The 23,352-nt window shown below is 42.4% G+C and carries 14 protein-coding genes; 7 read left to right on the forward strand and 7 right to left on the reverse strand.

The annotated features are described in order from the left end of the window. The first annotated feature begins 3 nt into the window (after positions 1-3). The 4 genes from QUB80_RS21845 to QUB80_RS21860 all read left to right on the forward strand — a co-directional run bounded on the left by QUB80_RS21845 (position 4) and on the right by QUB80_RS21860 (position 5,836). Positions 4-858 carry an AAA family ATPase gene (locus QUB80_RS21845; RefSeq protein ID WP_289791619.1) on the forward strand — a complete coding sequence of 285 codons (855 nt, stop codon included), beginning with the start codon at positions 4-6 and terminating at the stop codon, positions 856-858. Beyond that, complete coding sequence (locus QUB80_RS21850) at positions 812-1,372, forward strand: TniQ family protein (RefSeq protein WP_289791620.1); 561 nt, start codon at positions 812-814, stop codon at positions 1,370-1,372. Before QUB80_RS21845 ends, QUB80_RS21850 begins: the two co-directional genes overlap by 47 nt. 121 nt (positions 1,373-1,493) lie before the next feature. Beyond that, complete coding sequence (locus tag QUB80_RS21855) at positions 1,494-2,609, forward strand: hypothetical protein (RefSeq protein ID WP_289791621.1); 1,116 nt, start codon at positions 1,494-1,496, stop codon at positions 2,607-2,609. Then, entirely contained in the window at positions 2,582-5,836 is a 3,255-nt protein-coding gene (locus QUB80_RS21860; RefSeq protein WP_289791622.1) for a hypothetical protein, read from the forward strand. The genes QUB80_RS21855 and QUB80_RS21860 overlap by 28 nt, the downstream gene beginning before the upstream one ends. A gap of 151 nt (positions 5,837-5,987) precedes the next feature. Here the strand turns inward: QUB80_RS21860 and QUB80_RS21865 are convergent, their stop codons facing one another. Next, complete coding sequence (locus tag QUB80_RS21865) at positions 5,988-6,290, reverse strand: hypothetical protein (RefSeq protein WP_289791623.1); 303 nt, start codon at positions 6,288-6,290, stop codon at positions 5,988-5,990. A gap of 220 nt (positions 6,291-6,510) precedes the next feature. Here QUB80_RS21865 and QUB80_RS21870 point away from each other — a divergent pair, with 220 nt between their 5' ends. Then, positions 6,511-6,771 (forward strand): helix-turn-helix domain-containing protein, encoded by a 261-nt coding sequence (locus QUB80_RS21870; protein ID WP_289791624.1) that lies wholly within the window; start codon positions 6,511-6,513, stop codon positions 6,769-6,771. Between the two features lie 18 nt (positions 6,772-6,789). Here QUB80_RS21870 and drmC read toward each other — a convergent pair whose 3' ends face one another. The 3 genes from drmC to drmA are packed head-to-tail and all read right to left on the reverse strand — an operon-like array spanning position 6,790 to position 12,988. Beyond that, complete coding sequence (gene drmC, locus QUB80_RS21875) at positions 6,790-7,587, reverse strand: DISARM system phospholipase D-like protein DrmC (protein ID WP_289791625.1); 798 nt, start codon at positions 7,585-7,587, stop codon at positions 6,790-6,792. A 5-nt stretch (positions 7,588-7,592) separates the two neighbouring features. Then, positions 7,593-9,455, reverse strand: a complete 1,863-nt coding sequence (gene drmB, locus QUB80_RS21880; protein ID WP_289791626.1) for an MrfA Zn-binding domain-containing protein — start codon at positions 9,453-9,455, stop codon at positions 7,593-7,595. Further along, the gene (gene drmA / locus QUB80_RS21885; protein ID WP_289791703.1) at positions 9,452-12,988 is read right to left on the reverse strand and encodes a DISARM system helicase DrmA; all 3,537 of its coding nucleotides are present in this window, start codon (positions 12,986-12,988) and stop codon (positions 9,452-9,454) included. The genes drmB and drmA overlap by 4 nt, the downstream gene beginning before the upstream one ends. 335 nt (positions 12,989-13,323) lie before the next feature. Here drmA and QUB80_RS21890 point away from each other — a divergent pair, with 335 nt between their 5' ends. Beyond that, a complete protein-coding gene (locus tag QUB80_RS21890; protein WP_152590399.1) occupies positions 13,324-13,623 on the forward strand; it encodes a type II toxin-antitoxin system RelE/ParE family toxin in 300 nt (99 codons plus the stop codon). Positions 13,624-13,648: 25 nt separating this feature from the next. Then, positions 13,649-14,743, forward strand: a complete 1,095-nt coding sequence (locus tag QUB80_RS21895) for a HigA family addiction module antitoxin (RefSeq protein WP_289791627.1) — start codon at positions 13,649-13,651, stop codon at positions 14,741-14,743. 259 nt (positions 14,744-15,002) lie between these two features. Here the strand turns inward: QUB80_RS21895 and tnpA are convergent, their stop codons facing one another. From tnpA to drmD, 3 genes are all read right to left on the reverse strand, one after another. Further along, positions 15,003-15,419, reverse strand: coding sequence for an IS200/IS605 family transposase (gene tnpA, locus QUB80_RS21900; RefSeq protein WP_289791628.1), 417 nt, complete (start codon positions 15,417-15,419; stop codon positions 15,003-15,005). Positions 15,420-15,801: 382 nt separating this feature from the next. Continuing rightward, a complete protein-coding gene (locus QUB80_RS21905; protein ID WP_289791629.1) occupies positions 15,802-19,959 on the reverse strand; it encodes an Eco57I restriction-modification methylase domain-containing protein in 4,158 nt (1,385 codons plus the stop codon). A gap of 59 nt (positions 19,960-20,018) precedes the next feature. Continuing rightward, entirely contained in the window at positions 20,019-23,264 is a 3,246-nt protein-coding gene (gene drmD / locus QUB80_RS21910) for a DISARM system SNF2-like helicase DrmD (RefSeq protein WP_289791630.1), read from the reverse strand. Between the last annotated feature and the right edge of the window lie 88 nt (positions 23,265-23,352).

Here is a 23,352-nt window from a genome sequence, read left to right on the forward strand (position 1 = left end):
TATATGGTGCAATCGCAACTAGCTATTCAGCCTTCTGTCGAGACCTTAGCTCCTCAGCTAGATTTAAATACTCAACTGGCTAAAGTCGTTGAAATTGAAGAGATATTCAGTAATTGCTTTATACCCACAGATCGCGCTTGTGAATATTTTAGATGGCTAGATGAGTTGCGGATATTAAAGCAGTGTGGTCGAATAATTGGGCCAAGAGATGTGGGTAAAAGCCGAGCCTCTGTTCACTATCGGGAGGAAGACAGGAAAAAAGTTTCATATGTCAGGGCTTGGTCAGCATCGAGTTCTAAGCGTCTATTTTCGCAAATTCTTAAGGATATTAACCACGCAGCACCAACAGGTAAGCGACAAGATTTACGTCCTAGATTAGCTGGGAGTCTGGAATTATTTGGGATAGAACAGGTTATTGTTGACAATGCCGACAATCTCCAAAGAGAAGCACTGCTAGACCTCAAGCAACTCTTTGACGAATCTCATGTTTCTGTTGTCCTAGTTGGAGGACAAGAGCTAGATAAAATTTTAGACGATTTTGATTTGTTAACTAGCTTTTCTACACTTTATGAGTTTGATCGCCTAGAACAGGATGATTTTCAAAAGACACTAAACACCATTGAATTTGATATTCTGGCTCTACCCGAAGCTTCTAATTTATATGAGGGAGCTATATTTGAAATTCTAGCTGCAAGTACAGGTGGGCGAATAGGATTGCTGGTAAAAATATTAACAAAAGCAGTTTTACATTCTCTCAAAAATGGCTTTGGCAGAGTTGATCAAAGCATTTTAGAAAAAATCGCTAATCGGTATGGCAGAAAATACATTCCTCCCGAAAACAGAAATAAGAATTCATGATAATCATGAAGGCTTTCCCAGGTTGGGCTATGTTGAGCCATATGAAGGTGAAAGCATTAGTCATTACCTGGGGCGTTTGCGCCGATTCAAGGCTAACAGTCTTCCTTCTGGCTACTCTTTAGGAAAAATTGCTGGTATTGGTGCTGTGACTACGCGGTGGGAGAAGCTTTATTTCAATCCATTTGCTAGTAATGAAGAATTAGAAGCTTTGGGCAAGCTTATTGGTGTACCAGCCAATAGAATTTATGAGATGCTGCCACCCAAAGGCGTAACGATGAAACCTAGACCAATTCGGTTATGTGCGGCTTGCTATGCAGAAGTACCTTGTCATCGAATTGAGTGGCAGTATAAGGATAAAATGAAATGCGATCGCCACAATTTACGCTTGTTAACAAAATGTACTAACTGTGAAACACCTTTCCTAATTCCCGCAGATTGGGTTCAAGGTGAATGCACCCATTGCTTTTTGCCTTTTGCAAAGATGGCAAAGCGTCAAAAGCTTTATTCACTTTAAATGTGATAGATAAGTATAAGTCTATGAAAAGTTCAAGTATTATTTATCACCTATACACTCCAAAATTAGGTTGTTAAAATTTAATAGATTACAGTTTACTTGAAACAAGGTTTAGGCGAAATTGGACTGGTCTAACTTTAACCTTCACGGTGATGCCCCTGAACGTGCATTTGAGTCTCTAACAGGAATAATTTTTGAGCGATGGTGTTACCGTGAGTATCCTTCACAAGTTAGCCAAGTAATATTTGTTAATGGGGCTGGGGGAGATGGTGGGGTTGAAGCATATGCTCGACTGAATAATGGAGATATTATTGGTCTACAGGCAAAATGGTTTAGAGAACCGCTTGAATCTTCCCAAATTAGTCAGATTAAAGGTTCCCTTAGCACAGCTGCGACTCAAAGGAGTGGGTTAGTCAGATACGTAGTTGCTGTTCCTCGCGACTTGAGTGAAGTCAAAAGAGTTGGTAGAAACGGACAAAAAGTTGACACCGAACGTGATCGCTGGAATAACTTCATAAATTTTGCTAAAACAAATCATCCAGGGATCGCTGTTGATTTGTGGGATGAAACTCGTATTACTGCGTTACTAGCTGAACTGGGCAGTGAAGGATTACGTCGCTATTGGTTTGAAGGCTCTGTCACTGACCTAGAGTACCTTAGCCTGAAGTTCAATCAGGCTCAAAATGGTTGGCTCCGTAACCGATATACCCCTGATTTGCACCAATCTGGACAAATAGAGCAGGATTTAAAGATCCGCTTGAATGGCCCTGGTGTTTATCCCGCTTGGCTTCAAGGCGTTACGAAAATGCGTAATCTCCTAGAGGACGCACAAGTTGCAACAAATCTCCTGAGACGCTACCCAGAATTTATGGATCTGCCAGATGCAGAAAATCTGATTCAAGCAGCTCAAGATTGGTTGATGGAAGCGATCGCTGAACAGGTAGAGCTAGAACAACGTCTTTCTCCAGATAATTCATTCCCTATTCCTGATTTTGAGAGCAAATTTGACATTACTGGAACTAGGGATTTGCAGAATTTAATTAATGTACTACTGCCTGAAGACAGAAACGCCTCACGAGAAAACGCTGTTGAACCTATTGGCAGGAAATTAGAGAAGTTACTGCAACGTTGGTACGAGCGAGAAATTACACCTCAAAAGCTACGGGATTGGGATCAGCCAGTTTTATATATCGGTGAAAAACTGATGCTTTGGCAAATGCAGTTCAACAACATCTAGCGCAGAGAAAACCTGCTGTTTTAATTCGAGCTAGGGATATTGATTTAGCCCAAAGTTGGGATTTACTAATAGCAAATGCTATTGGTCAGCCTACTTGGAATCTACGGCAAGTTTTTGATGCTCTTGTATCGGCAGGAATTCAATCTCAAGTTCGTTCCGTTGCCAATGCTGTTGACATATCTGAACGTTTACCAGTTCGAGTGCTGATTGCAGTAGATGGTTTAGATGAGGCAACTAAAGCAGAACGTTGGGCAGAAAAACTTGGGGAACTAGCCGTAGTAGCTCAAAAATATCCAAGAATCTTATTTGCATTCTCAGTTCGGTCAAGTTTGGTTCGGCGAATTGGTCTACCTAAGAATATTAATAGGATTTGGTTGAGAGGTTCTGACGCACCACTTGCCTATGTTTTTAAAGCACATTGCCAAATTAATGGTATTCAATGTCCACCTCTTCTGCGGTGGGCGTTGCGAACCCCATTAGCAATTCGCCTTTTTGCTGAATTGTATCGAGGACAAATAATTGACAACATTTCGGCACAAAATTTTTCCTTAGTCGAATTAATTAAGCGGAAAATTAATAATGTCGAACTTTCTATAAGGGAGCGTGAAGGTGAAAACTGGCCTAGAGATATAAAACCAGTTAGTACATCTCTCCGTGCGATCGCAAAAGCCAGCTTTGCAAAAGGAGCAGCACTGCTAGAAGAGGAGACAATACAAGTGGTTGACTCAGCACAGTCACCAAAAGGTATTTTGACTCGTCTACAACTGTTGCAAATTCTTCAGCAATGCCGCGATCAAGGGCTACTGCTGCTCAGAAGTTTGCCTTCTGATGATCCTTTCGAGCCAGAAGTCCACACTTGGGAGCCAGCATATAAAACTTTGACAGATTTTTTGTTGGCCTGGGAAGCATATCAAAATATTAAAGAATCCCCCAATAGCCCTGATATGCCAACATATCTGGTGGATAGACCAGCATCTATCAGATTAGCAGTGTATCTCCTTGGAAGGGATGGACATAATTTCTTTACTTCAGAATTGTGGAAAAATAACTTAATAGGTCAGGAGCGAGAAGATTTTCAACTAATGGCACTATCGATGATGCCTTCTCAGCAAGGAGAAGCATACAGAGAATGGGTGCTTAACCTGTTTAGCCGAAATATGCCAACCTGCCGCAGAGTTTTAGAACTTCTGATAGTTCCTGGGCTAAGAATTCCTGGCTATATCTACGGTGCAAAATTTGTTCATGATGCTCTTTTGCCTATGGGAGTAGCAGAACGAGATTTATTTTGGTCTGGGCCACATCAAATACCCCATAATCATGGAGCAAAATGGGAAGGTTATGCCTCTGCGGTGTTGGAGGAACTTGAATTAGATGAAGATGATCCTTGGAATTCAGCACCTTTGCTTTTAACATGGGCAACTACCACTGTGAATAACGATAACCGAAGACGAATTCGGTCTGAACTTGCAGCCTGGGGTCATAATAAACCAACTGAACTTCTGGCACTTCTAGAAACTGCCGTTCTCACAAATGACCCTCAAATGAGAGAGGATCTATTAGTAGCGGCGTATGGTGCTTCTTGCCTTGTTAGATCTAATGAAACATGGCTACTACTTTGCGAGTGGATAATTAACAGCTTTTTCACTCCCAATGCACCGTATCGTACACATAACTTAATCATCAGGCACTCTGCTCGTAGCCTTATTGATAGATGTCTGGCTTGTGGTGTTTTAATATCAGAGGAGCTTCTAGTACATCTACGCAAACCGTATGTAGATGCAAACGAATTACTCCCAGTTGATAGAGATTGTGTTAGTAGCATTAATGAACATCATGGTATTGAGCCAGCTACTGGTGATCTAGCTTGGTATGTTGTGCCTAAACCTATAGAACCTTTCTTTGAAAACAGTCATTTTGGAATAATGGCTTTTTCGAGTGTTAATTACTCTCCGTCAGCTAAAGCCTGCCTGAAACGTCATAGCATAGCTTATGACCTCCCAGACTTAACTCACAAGCAGCTTGCTTTTGCTTTTGTTCGCGCTTATGTTTTAAATCTAGGCTGGTCTAAAGATGTTTTTATTGGAAAACCTCAAGGTGGTGAGCCTGGTGAGATTTTAGGGGCAGATATTGCTGTTTTACGTAAGTATGGCCGCGCAACACATGGTGAACAAAGTTCAATAGCTACCTTCGGCGAGAAGTATGTTTGGGCAGCCAGACATGAACTTACTGGTTTTTTAGCTGATCGTGTTACAGCTTATGATTGGAACAAAAAAGCTCATGAACCTCCTGTGAATCTAGGACTTTTGGCTGAAGTGAATAATCCGGCAACAGATATTGGGTATGGTCAGTTAAATTCTGATGTGATTTTAGATTTTTCAGAGCTTGTTCCAGATACTGATTTAGGTGAACCACTTCAGATTGATCGTGTCAATGAGTGGGTAAAAAAAGCACCTTTACCAGCAGTTGAGCCATTACTTTTACTTCAATCAAAACAATTGCCAGATTGGGCAAAAGATCATGAATGGTTAGTCTTGAGGGCATATGTAAAGAGGCACAATGTAGATAGCCAAGCTGAATCAATTTTCTGGGGAGCAAGCTATGTTTTCCCATTATTTGCATCGTCCCTCATGGAAGAAAGTGTGCGTCATAGAGAAACAAGGGAATTACATGATTTTCAGGCAATTGTAGATGCCATAAATTTTTATAAAGATCCATGTGAGGTAGTTTGGGCATCTTGGATTCCAGAGAAAGAAGGGATTATTCATCATGAAGTAAATAATTCAGCCGGAGAATCCAAAATCGTTCCCTTACTGGCGGGAACCTGCCAAGTTTATTGGCGCAGCCCCGATGGTGAAGCAGAGGAATGGGTGCCAACAAAGTGGCTGAGAAGAATCTTGGGGGTTGTTGACTTCCACAAAGGGCAATTTTTGAATGCGGCTGGTGAAGTTTTAGCTTTTACCCTAAAACAACCTGGCCAAAGTTGCGAGAAGCATCAGTGCTATCTTCTTGTTGCTCGACGTGATGTAGTTATAAATGCCTTAACTGCAAGTAATTTAACTTTGGCTTGGGGAATTCGGCTATATCGTGAGCCATCATATCCGCTTATTGCGCTTTCAGATGAAAAAAGGATGTATCGAGACTGGTATGCAACTGTGTTTTACACAAGTGATGGCTTGAAAACTACTAAATATAAAGATTTTATCCGTCGCTGGGGAGAAAATTCTTAAAATTTTAGCCAAATATCTTAAACATCCTGACCTTTCGCTATTTTTATTCTTGTAAATCTTGAAAATTAGAGATGCGATCGCATTTCCACTCATCAGTAAAAAAGAGACGGGTCTAAACCACGTCTCTAGGCGATGTAAAAATTGTTTAAGGCTAGGCTACATCTGCAACCAGTAAGCCATTAACAGCTACGATTAGCAACTGCGCTTGCAAACCAGTGCCAAGAGAGGGTCTTTTATCACTATTACAAGGCTGCGCTATCCATTTACCCTCCAAATTTTCATAAAAAGTACCTAGCAATTGCGAACCATTCCAAACACGATAAAGTTCACCAAAATCATCGGTCACAGAATCAATCTCTATTTCTGGCGGTGCTGGGTCAGTTAGCTGGTCAACGTATTCCTCAAACTCTGATTGCGTCAAAGTTTGTTCGTCAACTGCCTCTTGTATAATCATGTGAATGACCTCATCAATGGGGTTTGACAAAATGCGATCGCAGTCTCTTCCCGGAGGGCGATCGCTTTTATTTTTGTCTACAATTTAATCTACGTGTCACGTAGATTAACGTCAAGTGTAGATTAATAAAACTTAGAGTGTTATATATCTACCTGTAATCAAAAATACTGACAAGTAGATAAATCTACATCTAGGAGTGACTAAACTGGTGATGTAGTGTATGTCTGAGAATCAAGTGATTCGTTGGAAATTAAATGAAGTGATGGCGCGAAAGCGGATTAAGAATAAGGATTTAGCTAAGATACTAGGTATAACTGAAAACTCAGTTTATAGATTGCGTAAGGTTGACGAAATGCCAAGATTAGCACCAGAACGATTGAATGGCATTTGTAAAGCGTTGAACTGTCAACCAGGGGAACTGTTGGAATATGTGTCAGATGAAGATGAAGGGAACATTATTTCTAAGGTTGATATAGTTTGAGTGCGATCGCAGAAACAATTAGATCCCAGGAATAGGACGCAGGATTTTGTAGGATACCAAAGTGTCAAACTGCGCTCGCAATACTTGGGCTATTGTTGAATCAGTGAGTAACACACCTGCTTCAATATTGCGTTCGTGGGCAGCCTCTGTAAAGTTAGCTGATGTGACTAGCACAGATTCCTCATCTACAATAATGCACTTGGCGTGGAGAGATGATTTCTGTTTAACATCCACTGCTAGCGATCGCGAATCATAATAGACTTCTGGTAATCTCTCTCCTGCCCAAATATCGTGGCGAAAAGTGTGTGCAAATTCTCTCAATAAAACTGACTCTGGTACTTCACTGTGATGTGGACGTTGGATGTTAAGGAACATTTGTACATATAGTTCCGGGTTCGCATCCATGCGTTCTGCAAGTACCTGGAATAATTTTCGTGCTTTCTCGCCTTTATCGATGGCAAAGCTGGAAATGAGAACACTTTTTTTGGCGTGATTAAAAAGTTCGCGTACAACAACGCTAGTATCACGGCTTTGAGAACCAGTTATCTCTGGGCCAGTCCATACCAACTCAATGCGATCGCGTATTTGTTGAGATGCACTTCGCTCTGCTGCCAATAAGCGGAGCGTATAAGCAATATGGCTACACTTTACGCCTTCACAAGTAAGGTGATTAAGTTCATCAACTACTATTTGGCTTAAGGTTGCGGGTACGTAGTTAACGATGACCGATACGAGAAAAGGAGGTGATAGCCTGCCGTTTTCTAATGCTATTGCTAGTTTCAGCAACGTTGGGCGGCTCAGTTGCAAAAAAGCCATTGTGTTTATTCTGGGAAAAACTCTGCTCCTAAACCTTCAACTGTAGAGACAACCAAGGCGCGGTCAAGAAATTCATTGCGGCGTTCGCAGGATGTTTCTGCAATTAGCAAGCATCCATGACAAGCGGAACCGTGTAGAAAACGCTCCTCTTGCTCGTTATCAGGTCGATGTTGAGCGCATACTGGGTCATTTGAGCATAATCTTCCTTGCTCTAGTGCTACTTCCAAATGGTATTCAATGCGTTTACCAACTTCTACCAATCCGCCTAAAGTCCCTTCTGAACCAGATGAACCAGTGTATAAAAGAATTCCATAACCTGCTTCACCAGCATAAATGCGCTCGCGGATGGAACTGGCAGCATAGCCGCATTCTAACGATACAGCCACAATTAATAAATGTGATAGTGAATGCAGCATAATATACGGCAAGCCAGGAAACTTAACTTTTTCTTTTTCTTGGTCTATACCTTTACGCGCACACCAGATATCAAATCCTCTTGATAATTCTCGTCCACGTTTTTTGACGGCTTCTCTCTTTAACCAATCTTCGATCGCTTCCTTACGGAAAGCAATAAATACACCTTCGCCTCTATTCTCAATTGCAGGAACCCAAGTAGGTTCAATATCTAAAGCAGCACGCCTGACACTGATATCAAGTTCCCCGTCGATATCTGGCATTTCGGCTTCAAAGCGAGTAAAACCTACCTGAGCAATTACTTCACGTAAGCGATGTACTAAAACAATGCGTTCAATTCTGGAGGAAAACACAGGCTTTAAGTTATTTAACTGGCGCGAACGAGCATAAAAATCACCTTCTGGGACATCTTCCCCAACTTCGACAGAACTTGCTAGTAATGTCTCAATTTCCACTTGTTTAATTTTCTTATCTCCAGTTGACGCTCCGCTTTGTCGTCTTTTTACTTCTTCCCAGACGGCTTCATCGCTAAATTTTTCTAAAGCTACAGCTACTTTTTGTTTTTTGCGTTCTTTCTTAATTTCGCTAGCACTTTCGGCATATTGCAGAAAGTCTTCGTAAACTAAATTCACTGCATCTCTTAAATCTGCATCTAGGTCAGGGAGAGAAATAACGCTGAGAACTTGCGAAAAATAAGCGTTGCTGGCTGACCTAACTAATAAGCGATTGTATTCTGGTAGACCTGTAGATTCACGAATGCAGTAAGGCTCTTGGGCACATGAGCCAAGCCAAGGGCGATGTCCCTGACATGGGCCTAAAACTTTACCATTGCGGACTGTTGCATCGGCAAGAGGACGGCGTTTTTTACAGGCTTCGCAGCGCACATAAATTTCAGCGAAGTCATTACCTGAACCACCTTCATCTAACCATAGCTGACCACGACACTTACTTTCGGGGTCATTATGTACAAAACGATACCAATCAATATCGCTAATATGGCCTTTAACACAGGCTTGCACGAAGCGGACGGGTACAACTGGTACTTTCTTTTTTTCAGAATTAAGATATTGACCACTAACTAAATTACCCCACGGTAGCAGGGGACGAGTGCGGAATGTTTTTTTGGTTTTAGTGTCATACCAAGTCTCCTTGACTTGGGCTAAAAACCAAGTGGGAAACATGAAAACATTAATTCCTGTGCGGGGAGCTTTAGGATCTTGTTCGTCAACTGGTGGCGTGTACAGCTTGACATGACTGGCTTGTAAAATTTCGGCAACCCTCGCTTCTAGTCGGTCTTCAAAGATGCGTCTTCTATCACCACGCCAGTGATTTAAACCAGCAACTAATACGGAATGTTCAGGTAAGTCTACCATTGCGCCAGGCCCAAAGGTAGAGAGAACTTGACTTTGCCGTACTTGTCCGGCTGGAGGAATTTTTTTGTTAGATTTACTCATTTTTCTTTCTCCTCTAACTCATTTCCGTAAGGGTTAATCACCCAAAAATTGACTGTTGGTTCGACATCGCGCAAACTTCGCTGTGCTTTAAACCTTTGTGCTTTTTGTGGTTGATTCTCTAATTCGGGGTCGAGGGGGTCAAATATTAATGGTGGTGCTTCGCCTACTTCCCGTTGATATTGGAGGCTAATTTTGCTATTAGCGATATTTGCCCAATCATCGAGTAAATCTATAACTTGCTTTTTCACCTTACAACGCAGTGCTTCGGCTTCATTTGCATCTAGTTCCTTATCGTGCATTTCTGCGCGTTGAGCTATAGTATCGGCAACAAACTCTAAATCTTGGCGATGTTGAGTAATATCGAAAGCGCGAGTTGGTACTGTCATTCCAGGATGTCCTAGACGTGCTAAAGCAACGGTAATGGCTGCAATACCTCGGTCAATAGCGCGAGGTGAAAAGGGAGTTACACTGGTAGCTTCCACAGCCCGGTAAAATGTTGAATGCCAAGCAAAAAAGCGTTCGTAATGAGAGCGATCGCGTGGACGATGAATGTTCAGTAAGGTCACTACTAAACCCGGTCTTTCTTCATCCCGTCCTACACGGCTGGTAGCTTGGATATATTCGGCTGCTGTCTTGGGTTGACCGAGAACTACCATTAAACCCAAGCGGGTAATATCTAAACCTACGGAAATCATGTTTGTTGCTAAAACTACATCAACCTTGTCGTCTTTATCAAAGGTTGATTCCATTCGCCGCTTAGTATCTGCAACTTCGCTAGTACTGACACGAGATGTTAATTCTTCTGGCTCATCATCAATTTTCCGGTCAGCAAATAACCCTGAAGCTTCACCTACTCGCTGACGCTGGCTGTAACGCAATAGACGAGATTTGACTTCATCCTCAACAATCCGCCGACTACCACCTAGTTCACGTAGAGAGTTAAAGTATCCTAACAGCGTCATGTAAGGGTCGGCTGGGTTATCAGAGTTCTTCTTTCCTCCTTGTTCTAGCCATTGCTTTTGGGCTGCGCCTAATAATGCTAAATAGGTACGCAATAATACTACTTTTAAACTGCGTCCTTGAGCAGCAATTCCTACATAGGTACGGGCGTTTTTTACTGTGGCGGGGACGGTTTTAGCAAAGAATGAATCGCGTTTATCTGGCCCTGGTGGTGGAAATATATCAACTTCGTTGCGACCGAATAATGCTTGAATTTGTTTGCTGGCGCGGCGCACTGTCGCAGTCGAAGCAACTATTTTTGGACGAATTTTTTTACCCTCTATTTCTTGGCTGCATAAAGCATCAATGGCGGTTTCGTATAGACCTACCATTGTTCCCAAGGGGCCGGAAATTAAATGTAATTCGTCTTGGATAATTAGGTCTGGTGGTGGTAAATAACCGCCAAGGGGTCTACCGCGACCTGGTTGAGTGGGGCCGTAAAAACCATCATTGTCGTAGCGGTCTACTCGTCCAAATAATGCACCTGTTTCTCCCACCCAAGGCAGGCTGGCGAATTTATCTACTGTAGAGATAATAAAACAAGGTAGGCGGCGGTATATTGGCTCGTCTACGGCGACTATTGGTAAAGGATGATCGCCACGGAAATTACAGCGACGGTTAGCACAAAATACTTGTAAATTGGTTGGTTGATCGGTATTTGGTAGTAATTGGAATGAGTTGCGGTTAAATTTTGTTCCACACCAAGGACAATTTTCTAAAGGAATGGGTGAGGGATTGCGATCGTTATTTTGAAAAGCACGAGTACGTTCTCTAGCACTATTTTCATCGTTATCTCCCTTTTTACCCATGCGGTTGGGTGTTGCGGCTTGTCCTACCCATAGCCCAATTTCAAACGGCCAAGTTCCCAACTTCTGCGGGTTTTTTTGACGTTCCAATTCTAAGGCGCAAATCATCGCCGCCGCCCTTCCAAGTTGGTCGAGGGTCAAAAGACGCAGGGTATAGCGCATGAGGACGCTTAAACCAGCCGATTTGACACCAGGATAACGCAGTCGCCGCAAGACAAGGGTAAAGGCTGCGAGTCCTAAGTAAGCTTCGGTTTTACCGCCACCTGTGGGGAAGAATAGCAAATCGACTAATTCGCGATCACTATTTTTGGGGTAAGCTATCCCTACCAAGTTCATCAGTAAAAACGCTAGCTGGAAGGGTCGCCATTTGGGTGGTGCTTCTGTTTCGGGAGTAGTGCTTTTACCATGAGTGTTACGCTGGCGAATGGCTGTAGCAATGGCACGATTAGCGATGCAGAAAGCCTCAAATATTTGTGGGTCATTTAACGCTTGAATACCTGCGTTGATGCGCTTGTTAGCAATTTCCGCACGGCGGAGTAAATCTAGGGCGACATTTAACCGTTTGGGTTCGGTGGGACATTTTGTGTGTTGTTCTTTAATCCAATCAGCGTAAGCATCCACCATTGGACTCAGCATATTTTGCAATGTTGCTGGTGTGGGTGCGTTGGCTAAGGTTTCCATTCCTAATTCAACGTCTTTTAGTTCCTCTTCTGTAGCTTTCACCTTTTCCACATCAGCTGTTGGTATCCAAGCAGTACGTATTTCCTGACAGCTACCATCGGGATTGGTGAGTGCGATCGCAGAAACGTTATGACCTACCGCATATTCATAATCATCGCGGTATTGTAAATCAGCGACGTTTTCATCCCAATCATGATTATCTCGTCCGCGTAAATTGGGACGGGCTACTAATGGTTCTGGGGTATGGATGATTAAACTGATTTGAAAAATATAGCTAATATCGCGCTGTTTATCTGAGGTGGGGAGGCGATTATTGACTAGAAATACAGAAACGGAACGAGTCCCAGCTGGGACAAGTTCTTTGGATGTTACAGAACGGATGGAGACAACGAGTTGTAAACCGTTGCTATCAGGTATGGGAATAGTTTTGGTTGATTGGCTTTGATGAAGCGATAATTTTAATTGTTTAGGACTACTTATACCTAAACCCAGTTCTAATTGTTCGGGCTTGCGATCGCCAATTAGAGGAACAGTGATTTTGGCTTGGCGTGGAATCCGCTTCCAGCATCCCGATAAATTGTTATTTGCTTCGTCTTGGGGGTTTGTAGTTTCTAGTTCTAGGGGTGAAACAATTTCTTCCGCACCAGAATCATCTTGAGATTGTGCAGCAGTATTATCTTTTATTGGGAAGTAATCACCCCATTGCACTGTGAGATTAAGTTGACTGGCGTTTTCAGCAACCAGAAAACTTAAACCCATCGATGAAGGGAAAAAAGCTTTCTTGGCGAATGGCTTGTCTGGCACAGTTTCATCCTCACCCGCGCTACCCCTTTGTAATTGGTCTAAATCATCATCAGCCGTATCATCTCCACGCTGTTCGATGGGTGTGCCATGTGGAACAAGGAAACCTGTAAGATACCATTTTGATGGTGCTTGGTCGAGAATTTCTTCTGCGTGGTCAATATCATCAGGGGTGGGGCCTATAAGGTCGAGTTGTAAGGCTTCGATGAGGCGCGATCGCACTTCGCTAGGAGTGGCCGATATCATCATGTATAGTTTTTAACTCTTGTATAACAGATAAAAATAACTATTGTCCGTACATATTCATAAAGAAATTAAAAACTTGACCTTAATCGCGTCTAGTAGTACAATTGTTCTATATAAAAATTAGACTCAAAGCAAAGTGTTCTATTAAATAAAAACGCCAAAACCCTTGACAAAGTAGCTTTTAATTAAATTTCATCATTATCTGACAAACTTTTACAAACAGCTTAAAACTCTTGTCTCATTAAGATTTACAATTTAAATATCAGTGATTCACCCCAAGACTGAATCGAATCATAATATAATGCAGAATCCACTGCATTTACTTGGGGGGAGCTTTGCGTTTTATCTTTAAGAAAAAGAAACTCGAAGCACTTTATACAGAAGAAAAAGATGCTCATAAATACCCAGGTGTGGTTGATGACTTTTTTGAGGTCATGGCGATTATTGATGCTGCTGTAGACGAACGAGACTTATATGCTCAAAAGGGATTGCGATTTGAGAAACTCCAAGGAAAACGAGGGAAAGCAGGACAGCGTTCCTTACGTTTAAATGACCAGTGGCGCTTGATTTTGACAGTGGATAAAGATGAACAGGGTAATTACCTGACCATTATCGATATTGAGGATTACCACTAACCAATACAGCAGGGGAGACAAGAATATGAGCCAGAATTTAACACCAGCAAGAGTACCAACACCTGGAAAAATTTTAAGTCGAGAATTAGAAGCGCGTGGCTGGACGCAAAAAGATTTAGCTGAAATTATTGGTCGTCCAGTTCAAACTATCAACGAAATTATTCGGGGAACCAAGCAAATTACACCAGAAACCGCAATTGAATTGTCGCAAGCTTTGGGTACTTCTGCTGAGTTTTGGACAAACTTAGAAGCAAAATATCGGCTTCATCTAGCGGGAAAAGAAAAAAAGCAGGAGGAAAAGGAGCAAAGTATAACTCGTAAAAGTCAATTATATACAATTCTTCCCATGTCTGAAATAATCAAAAATGGGTGGATAAAAAAAACAGATTCTATTGATAGTCTAGAACAGCAAATATGCAATTTTTTCTCCATACACTCCTTAGATGAAATACCTAAGTTAAGTGTTAATTTTCGTTGTTCAGAACATAGAATACCAGAAGATATTTCTCGCATAGCTTGGGTAAAACGAGTTGAGAATCTAGCTAAACAACAGAAAATTAGAAGCTTTGACCGGACAAAATTAGAAAATGCCATACCAGAAATTCTTGCTTGTGCCGAAAAAGTAGAAAATATTGTGCTAATTCCTAAATTACTAGGAGATTTGGGTGTACATTTTGTAATTGTCCCGCATTTGAGTAAAACCTATTTAGATGGTGCAGCTTTTTATTTAGAGAGTAACCCAGTTATTGCACTGACACTAAGATATGACCGAATTGACTCATTTTGGTTTACTCTCCTGCATGAATTAGCACATATAGTTTTAGGCCATAAAGGCAGCTACTTAGACAATTTAGACGCTTTAGAAGAGAACGAAGAGGAAATAGAAGCGAATCAGAAAGCTGCTGAATGGTTAATACATCCTCAGCCATATAAGGATTTTATTATCAGGAGCAAAAAAGTCTTTTCTCGTAAAGGTATCGAAGAATTTGCTCAGACTCAAAGCAGGCATCCAGGTATAATTCTTGGTCGCTTGCAATATGACAAATTAGTTCCTCATAAAAATTTAAGAGTGTTATTAGTAAAAGTTAGCCCCTTTTTCCAAAATTCAATTGATAATTAGACAGAGCGACAGACAGGGATTTAAAATCCCTGTCTATTAGATAAAATCCATTAAAAATGGATTGTAATTGTGAATATTTTAAGATAGATATATTGTTTAATTCTGCTACCGCATATAGGAATCCGACTTGATTATTGAAACTACTTACGTGGTGCGCGAAGCGCGATAGGTAGGGAACAGGGTAAGAATCAATAAAAGTGTACTGATTTTTTTCATGAATCAAATATGATTCCTATATATACCCAATAAATTTGATAATTTAGTTCTCGGTGTTCTTTGGCTCTAAATAAGGATGTGTCGTTAGTTGAGAATGATGAATTTTTTGATTTTGTACATAGATAACTACATCTTTAAGCTGCTTATAGCCTAGAGAAAAAACACCATATCCTTCTTGCCAAGCGAATTTATCAGATGAAGCATTAGGACTATGATTTAGATGATGAGAACTACTTCCTTTGATTTTCTTGACAAATTCCGAAACTGCCAAACTTGGTGGAATAGTAACAACAACATGAATGTGGTCTTCAATACCGTCAATTGCATGAATTTGACAATTTAATACTTGTGCCTTGCCAAGAATATAATTATAAAGGTGCTGTTCTTTATTTGATGTGATGAGTGGTTGACGATTTTTTGTTGTCCATACCAAATGATAATATAGCCGCCACAAGGTCATAGATTATTTTAATAGACATCTATATTTCTTAAAATGCCCACTTTTATATAAAGCTTATCAACTATCTCAGAAATATTTATAAAAATAGCTATAGAGCTAATTATTCAGTAAATCAATCATTGACCCATTAATTAATCACCCAGCCAGCCAGGATTATAAATCCCTGTCTGAAAGCTGAAGTCGTCTGAAGATGACTATCTCAACCGCCAAGATAAAATTTAGTAATTTAGTCCTCTTAAAGAGGACTTCCGTTATTAGACAGAGATTATAAATCTCTGTCTGTCTGTCGGTTTGTCGGGATAGTTGGGATATTCGGGATAAAGACATCACCCCATATTAGAAAATGCGATCGCTATTTTTTATAAATGCAAAATACTGTAAATTAATCTACCTTCATCCCTGGAATAGTTACCCGTTCATGTTCATTTTTACGCTTTCTTTTAGCCTGTACTCCTTTCCCCTTACTCTTATTCGCAGCCTTACCGCCTAGAATTTCTGCTTCGGCGCGTTTTTGATTTAAATCAAGCAAGCGTGCTAAAACTTCATCATGAATTTCTTCGCGCCAACGATAACGCCAGGGTTTTTTCTTTTGTCGTCCACTGCTGTTTTCTGTGTCTTCTTCCTCTACCCTTCGGGAAGCCGCTTCCGCGTCTACGTAGTCGAGAATAAAATCGCAGTCGGTGGGGATATCTGACCAGCCGTAAGCGTCAAGGACGGCTTTATCCATTGCGGTGTGGAGTTCGCGGAGTTTGAGGATTTCGGGGTCGTATTCGTCGGGGTCGTGGAAGCGGTTGTAGGTGTCGGTGAGTCCTTGGTTGTTGCGAACCATTAAGGCGGCGCGGTATTCGTAGTATTCTTTGCCTATGGCTTCTAGGGTGGGGTTTGTTTCCCAATTTTCGTGGAAGGGGAAGGTTTCAAAACAATCGGAGGGAGTATAGCGGAGGTCATCTTTCATGGATGAACCTAAAAATCTTGCCCAAATTTCGTGAATGCGAGATTGAAGTATACCTAAGAATGAATATCGTTGGTCTGCAAACACTACTAAACCTTCAGAAAAAACAATGTTAGAAGGTAAAAATGTAAATGAACCATGTTGACCAACACGAGAAATAACTAACACACGTTCGAGAGATGCGATCGCTTTCACTAAACCAGGTCGTTTCTCTGCATATTGCCACCATCTAATACGGAGAGCATCTCTTTTTTGTGTATCCCGTTCAGGCTTAACTTTTTCCTTAACGAGCTGCATCAAATTAGGATATTCCCATGCTTCATCTTCGCTCATATCAAAAAAGTTAATCACATACCGATGATGTTCATGAGTCGGACTAGAGTTAACCTCTTCCCCACCGATATAAGGAAAAATTCGCTCTTGATTTTTAGGGTTTTCCTCAATCAAACGGTGCATTTCTGCAATAGATGTAGCGTCTGGGTTGGAATCATCAAATGTAAAACCCATACCCAACACGATGCTACCTTGAAAACTTTTATCAGCATTCGCTAACAATACAGCAGGGTTGTTATTACCACCAGACTTAAATAAAAATGCTGAGATGAAATCAACTTTTTTGCCGTCGAGCATTGGTTGTAAAAGTTTATTATTTTGATTAGCATCCACACCCGCCCGGAAATCAATTTCCGGTCTAATAGCAGAAGTCGGTTGAAACTGACTAGAATTTTCACCAATATTTTCATCAATCCTCTTCAGAGGATTTCCGCTTTGAGACGGGGAATTGATTCCCTGGCTTTCTTGTTTAATTTTTGTATGTTCTTGTTTAATAACATGAACCACACTCACAACAACGGCGGCTAAACCTGGCCACTTTAACCGCTTTTGAGCATTGTAAATAGTACCGCCATTCTCACAGATATATCTCAATCCAGTGCTACGAGTGTCACCTTGAGCAATAGTATTTGTAGCAATCAAACCAAAACAACCGGATTTTCGTAAAAGTGCAAATGCCCTGCGGTAAAAGTGAGCGACTAAATCAGAATTACCATGTGATTCTGGGTTAACCACTTTCAACCAATCCATATATCCATCCGCATGGGCATTTATTGCTGTATTCTTACCCGCAAATGGTGGATTACCTATAATTGCATCAAACCCTGGATTTTCTCTATCAAATACCTCTGGAAATTCAATCTCCCAATTAAACGGCTTCACAGATTTATCTGCTTGGCGTAATTGTTTACTAATACTTAAAGCCTCTGCACTCTCATCTGGATTTCGCCGCCATTTAAAATACTTCTGAAATAATCCATCTCTCTCCTCTTTCCTAGCTTTATCTTTCTCCGCAGCAAAGAAAGAAGCAATCACTAAATCACCTTTAAGACGAGCATCATGTAATAATTCCTCCGTTGCTTGATAAAAAGCACGCTTCGTATCGTAATTATCGTCACCTAAACTTTGAATTTCATCACGGTTAAATTTAACTTTTTTTATCTGTTCATTAAATAAAGGTAATTCTTTATCATCATAGGTAGTATCTTTTTCCCAGTTAAACTTAACAAGTTGGTCACGGGTTAAACCTACCAATGAATCACCGCATTTCAAAGCATGATCTAAAAATGTAAAAGGATGCTTTTTTGCTAAAGTTACCAACCACAAAGATAACTTCGCCAAATTCACCGCAAAGGGGTTTTTATCTACACCATACAAACAACGCTGCGCCACCAAACGCCGCGCATACAGTAATGGTTCTTCATCCGATGGAACCTCGGAAATCATGCCATGCTGATTCCAAGCTTCCACCAATTTTTCTGCCAACTGACGACAAGTTTCTACCAAGAACGCGGCTGATCCTACGGCTAAATCGCAGACCTTCAAAGCTAAAATTTGCTCTGGTGTAGGACGTTCGCCCAACGCTTCTAATACAGGTCTGAGGGTTTCTTTAACAATCGGTTCTGTCAACGCACGGGGCGTATAATGAGTACCACTGCGTCGCGGTTCTTCCCCTGGTTGCAAGTACAATGAACCAGTAGCCAGTAAAGCGGGTGTTTGCGGCGATATCTTCCGTCCTAAAGCTGCAATTAAATCCTCGGTGGTTTTCGCTTGCTTTAGCTCAGTCAGTGATTTACCAGAAATTTCACAACCTGCAACTTCTTTTAAATATTTCGCTCTGTCATTGGCTTTGGTGTTTAAAACCTCATCGACGCTAACAACGACAGTTACAGAGGTTTTCGCACCCTTGGGTTTACTCCATACACCAATTGATTTTGAAGTAGCATTATTGACCTCATAGCCCATTATCGCGGAGTACACTGACCCAATTTGTTCCACATCTAGAGAACGGTATGACAAACGTTCACCATCAAGAACGAGTAAACCTTGCAATACTTTGTGAATGACTCCATCAGAAATGCGTGGCGGTTCAATCAACTCCCATTCTTTATAGGTAGTATGGCGAGAACGACCTTCTAAAAATGCGTACTCATCCGGGTCAAAAAGCTGTCCGTGACGTGCTGGCAAATATAAGTCAGCATGACAGCCGCCATCGTAAACTAAGCGAAAAAGACTGAGTAACCACGCCCAAGCACCATAACGCTGTTCCATTGTGTCAGGATAAATACCTGCATCCTCGCGCAATCTCTCATAAAGTCCAGTTACCGAATAGTTGCGCGTGTAAATCGAACCTTGCGGCATTAAACCCTCATCTTCCGCATACAGCAGAAACACCAACCGCAGCAAAACTGTAATTAATCCACCGTAGATATGTTGGGGGTCGTTTTGGGCAATGTCATCAAGCAAGATTCCTTTAGCATGGTCATTCGCAGCTTGAAAACCCCGCAGTAATTCCCACAGTGCATCAAGTACCTGTTCTGATAACTTGGTAGAAACTTCGTTTTGGTACTTGCGGCTATTTTGCAGCAAGGCTACTAAACGGCGGTCTGTTGGCGCATTGAACACTCGCTGTTCTTCCAACAACATCTGCATTGCACCCAAAATCAACCGTCCCGATACTTCGCACATCGCCTGTACCGGAAAGGTCAGGTGTCCAGAAGATTCACCGCGTGGGGCATATACCAAACGTAATTCTGTACCATTACACAAAATACCTACAGGAATTTCTTTCTCCCGCAACAGTCGCTCAAACTTCGCCTGGGGGCTGGCGTGCCATCCTGTAGATTTGATATTCTCGCTGACTCTATCAAGGTCAGTACCAGGGGAAATGACCTGTACCAGCATCAACCAACCACCATTATCCGGGTCAGGTACGGCATAGGTTGGTTGTAAGGTTTCACCGTATTCTGGTAGCGATACCGCCAAATCCTCTGGACTCTCGACTAAATCTGTCGGTTGCCAACCCAGAATTTCAACTGTGAAGGTGGGAAAGTCAGAAATTACGCAGGTGTTGTTGCTGCCGTCATCGGAAGAATCTCGGCTGACTATTTCGCTTAACCGTTGCTGTAACTCAACAACGTTGCGATTTACCGACATTTGGGCATTATTTAACGCCGTTGGCGATACTACCAACCCCACTGGCTGAAGGAAGCCCAACCATTCCTTATGCGCTTGAATTTCCCTATCCTTAACCACGACCGCCTCATTTGTTAGGGTCGTTGTTAGTGTTCCCATTTTTGTAGGTATGATGCTTGTCAACCCGAAACTGGCCACAAATAAATCAATCCCACAGGTTCAACTCGCACCGCCCGCACTTCGTAGGAAGCTTCAATTCGGACAGGTTCTGAATTAATCTCTTCAGCCAGTGCTTTCAATCGCTTTTCCCAATGGCGGCGGTCTGCTTCTAACTGCCGTTTTTCCTCGGCTGGGAACTCTGCAAACGGAATCGATAGCTGGATAGCTTTGGTATCTTCAATTTCCTGCTTACGTTGGCTAATACGCTGCTGCTGCTGTTCGAGAATTTTTTTCATCTCCACAGCTTCTTTTTTGCCCCGTTCGGTTAACTTTTTCTCAGCCCTTTGAGCCAAAATATTGGCACGACGTTCTAAATGGGGAATCAAATCAGCAATATCTTGAGTAGCATTCTGTTTCAGCAGTTCTTTAACCGTCTGAGATGCTTTTTGCAAACGAGGGGAAGCTAAAGAATCTTCCAATAAAGCCAGTACGTTGTCTTTCTCCCCTTCGTTTAACGGTTGTAGTTTCTTGCGTCCCCTAGCGGCTGGGTCTGACCATTCCGCCGCGATCGCAATTACTTCGTCATGCAGCCGTGACGCACCCTGTCCGTAAACCGATAACCGTCCCAAGGCGAGAACTTTAGGAATTGGGTCATCAGTTAGACAAACGCAAGCGCGAGTTAATTCATCATGTAAAAACCCTTGCGCTAAAAATCTCCCTAAAAGACGCTGTACAACCCGATGTTCTAAATGCAGGTGAACTACATCCCCATCCAATGAACCAGGGTCACGAAATACCACTGGACGAATCGCTGCTTCCCTTCGCCATTCCCAAGGCTTTTGTCCTTTCTTGCGTGGCGGTCTTAAGGTATCAAGAGTATTCGCCCACGTCGGGTCTGCGCGTTGGTCAAGGGGTGGAAGCGTCCAGCGTGCAGTAGCCGAATCTTGACAAGCTTCTTGACTATCAACTGGGGCCAGAGGAGTTGCACCGAGAATTTCCAAAGAGGCGGAAATAGCATTGCGGAAGTGTTCATCACTCAGTCCCAACCAATCCCGCGAGGTTTTCAACATCTCTTGCAACTGAGATAATTCCTTGGTTAATTCTTCCTTCCGCAGTCGATTTTCTTCGAGTTCCTCGTTAATGATTGATAAGTTAGGTAAATCAGCTTGTTCGATGGATGCAGTTATACTATTTACCTGATTGTGGCGAATACCACCTTCCAGCAACCGCGATAAATTCTTCTGCACAACTGGCGAAAGCGTCCCCAATTCCCTTTGAATTGTTTCGGTCTTCTTCACCAGCACTTTCAATACTTTGTCCTCTGTCCGTTGCGCTAAAACAAAGTAGTAGCAGTGAACAACAGGCGATCGCTGTAATTTCCTGTCAATACGACCGTTGCGCTGTTCCATTCTCGACGGGTTCCAAGGCACATCAAAATGGAATAAGTCAGCGCAATTGTTTTGCAGGTTTACCCCTTCCCGCGCTGCATCCGTGGCTATGAGAATGCGGAGAGGGTGACGCGATGGGTCGGAGTTAAAAGCATTTTTAATGGCTTCCCGGCGTTCTTCACCAATGCCACCATGAAACACATCGATGCGATCGCGTTCTCTGTCTGAGCCTGCGATCGCTTCTTGGAGTTTTTGCTGTAGGTAGCGTTTAGTATCTGTGTATTCCGTAAATATAATGGCTCGCTTCTCTAACCAAGCAGCATTAGTTTTACCCAAATCAGGGCAGATATTTTGTTTAATCGATGCCACTAATTTTTCAACTCGTGGGTCTGCTTGATATCTAGCTTTGTTTGCTACATCGGTCATCTCTTCTAAGATTTCCAATTCCCTACTGCTTAACCCAAAGCTTGCAGCCTGTCCAGTAGCAACCGTTACCTGAGTATCTTCTTCTGCTTGTACTTCTTCTTCTGCTAGTTCCGCGCGTTCATCGTCAGCACCAGGGGGTTCTAACAGCAAAGGTAAATTTTCGATGGCGTTTCCAGAACGGCTAGCCCTGAGCGAAGCCGAAGGGTTAGCAGCTTGCTTTTCAATCGCCGCACGATGAACTTTCAAAGTTCGTGCAAAAGCTTCGATGGAAGACAATAGACGCTTTTGCAGCGAAGTGATTACCAGCATCGCCGCATTTTGGGTTGACTTCGATGCTTCCTTCAGCCGTTCTTCCCGCAGACTGCGATATTCTTGCAGCAACCGCGACAGTTTCAATTCGGGTGCATCTTCTGGAAGATTATCTATGACGATAGGAATTACGCGTCGTTCAGGAAACTCTTCGCCAATCTCCCGTAAATCTTGCTTTAATCGCCGTACCATCACTGTGTCCAGAAGCTTGCGATCGCGCACAGGGACACCTCGACAAAACCGTTGCGGATCGAGGATTTCTAATAAAGCTGCAAAACTATTGGAATGACCATTATGAGGAGTAGCAGAAAGGAACAGCTTATGTTCAAACCTGGGCGCTATATCGCGGACAGTGCGTGTTAACTGAGAATCTACAGCATACTTTGCACCACTAGCTGGGGCGGCATTGTGTGCTTCATCAAGAATCAGCATTGAGCCGCCTGCAAAATCTCCTAACCAATCACGCAAAGGAGCAGCATAGGTTTCATCGCGTAACAAAGCATGAGAAATAATGAAGCGGCTGTGAGTTGTCCAAGGGTTAATCCCATAACCCCGTTCTTGACGACGACTAGCTACAAACTCACGGTCAAAAATCACAAAAGTTAGCCCGAAGCGGCTTTCCATTTCTTCTTGCCATTGCCGTACAACTGACGGCGGACAGGAAATCACGACACGGCGAACTTTTTGCCGCATCAACATTTCTCTTAAAATCAGCCCTGCTTCAATGGTTTTCCCCAAACCAACATCATCAGCGATAAACAAACCAACTCTCGGCATTAACAAAGCCTTACGTAGCGGTTCAAGTTGGTAAGCTTTGACTTCAATACCTGCTCTGTAGGGTGCTTGAAAAAGTTTCGGGTCAGTTGAGGTAACGCAGTTCCACCGTAGAGTGTGGAGATAAGCCGAAAATAAACGGGGATTGTCAAAACCTCGGTTTACTATAGATTCCCAGGAAGTTTTACCTATGATTTTCGCGTCAACTTCCCTTTCCCAAAGAACTTCTAACTGTTCCCCTAACGCATCATCTTCTAAACATGAGAGGCAAACTAAAGTGTCTTCCTTCACAGAAGGTTTAGCCACTACATCTTCTACAAGATACTGCCGCGATCGCACCCGCACAATTTGCCCAGTAACAACACTCATCCGCTACAATCCTTTGCCCTGCTGAAACCCCTACACCAACCTCAGAGAAGCTACTTTTTGCATGAAAAATCACCTGTGAAGCGATCGC

Origin of the sequence: Chlorogloeopsis sp. ULAP01 (genome assembly GCF_030381805.1) — a bacterium.
Classification (GTDB): Bacteria; Cyanobacteriota; Cyanobacteriia; order Cyanobacteriales; family Nostocaceae; genus Chlorogloeopsis.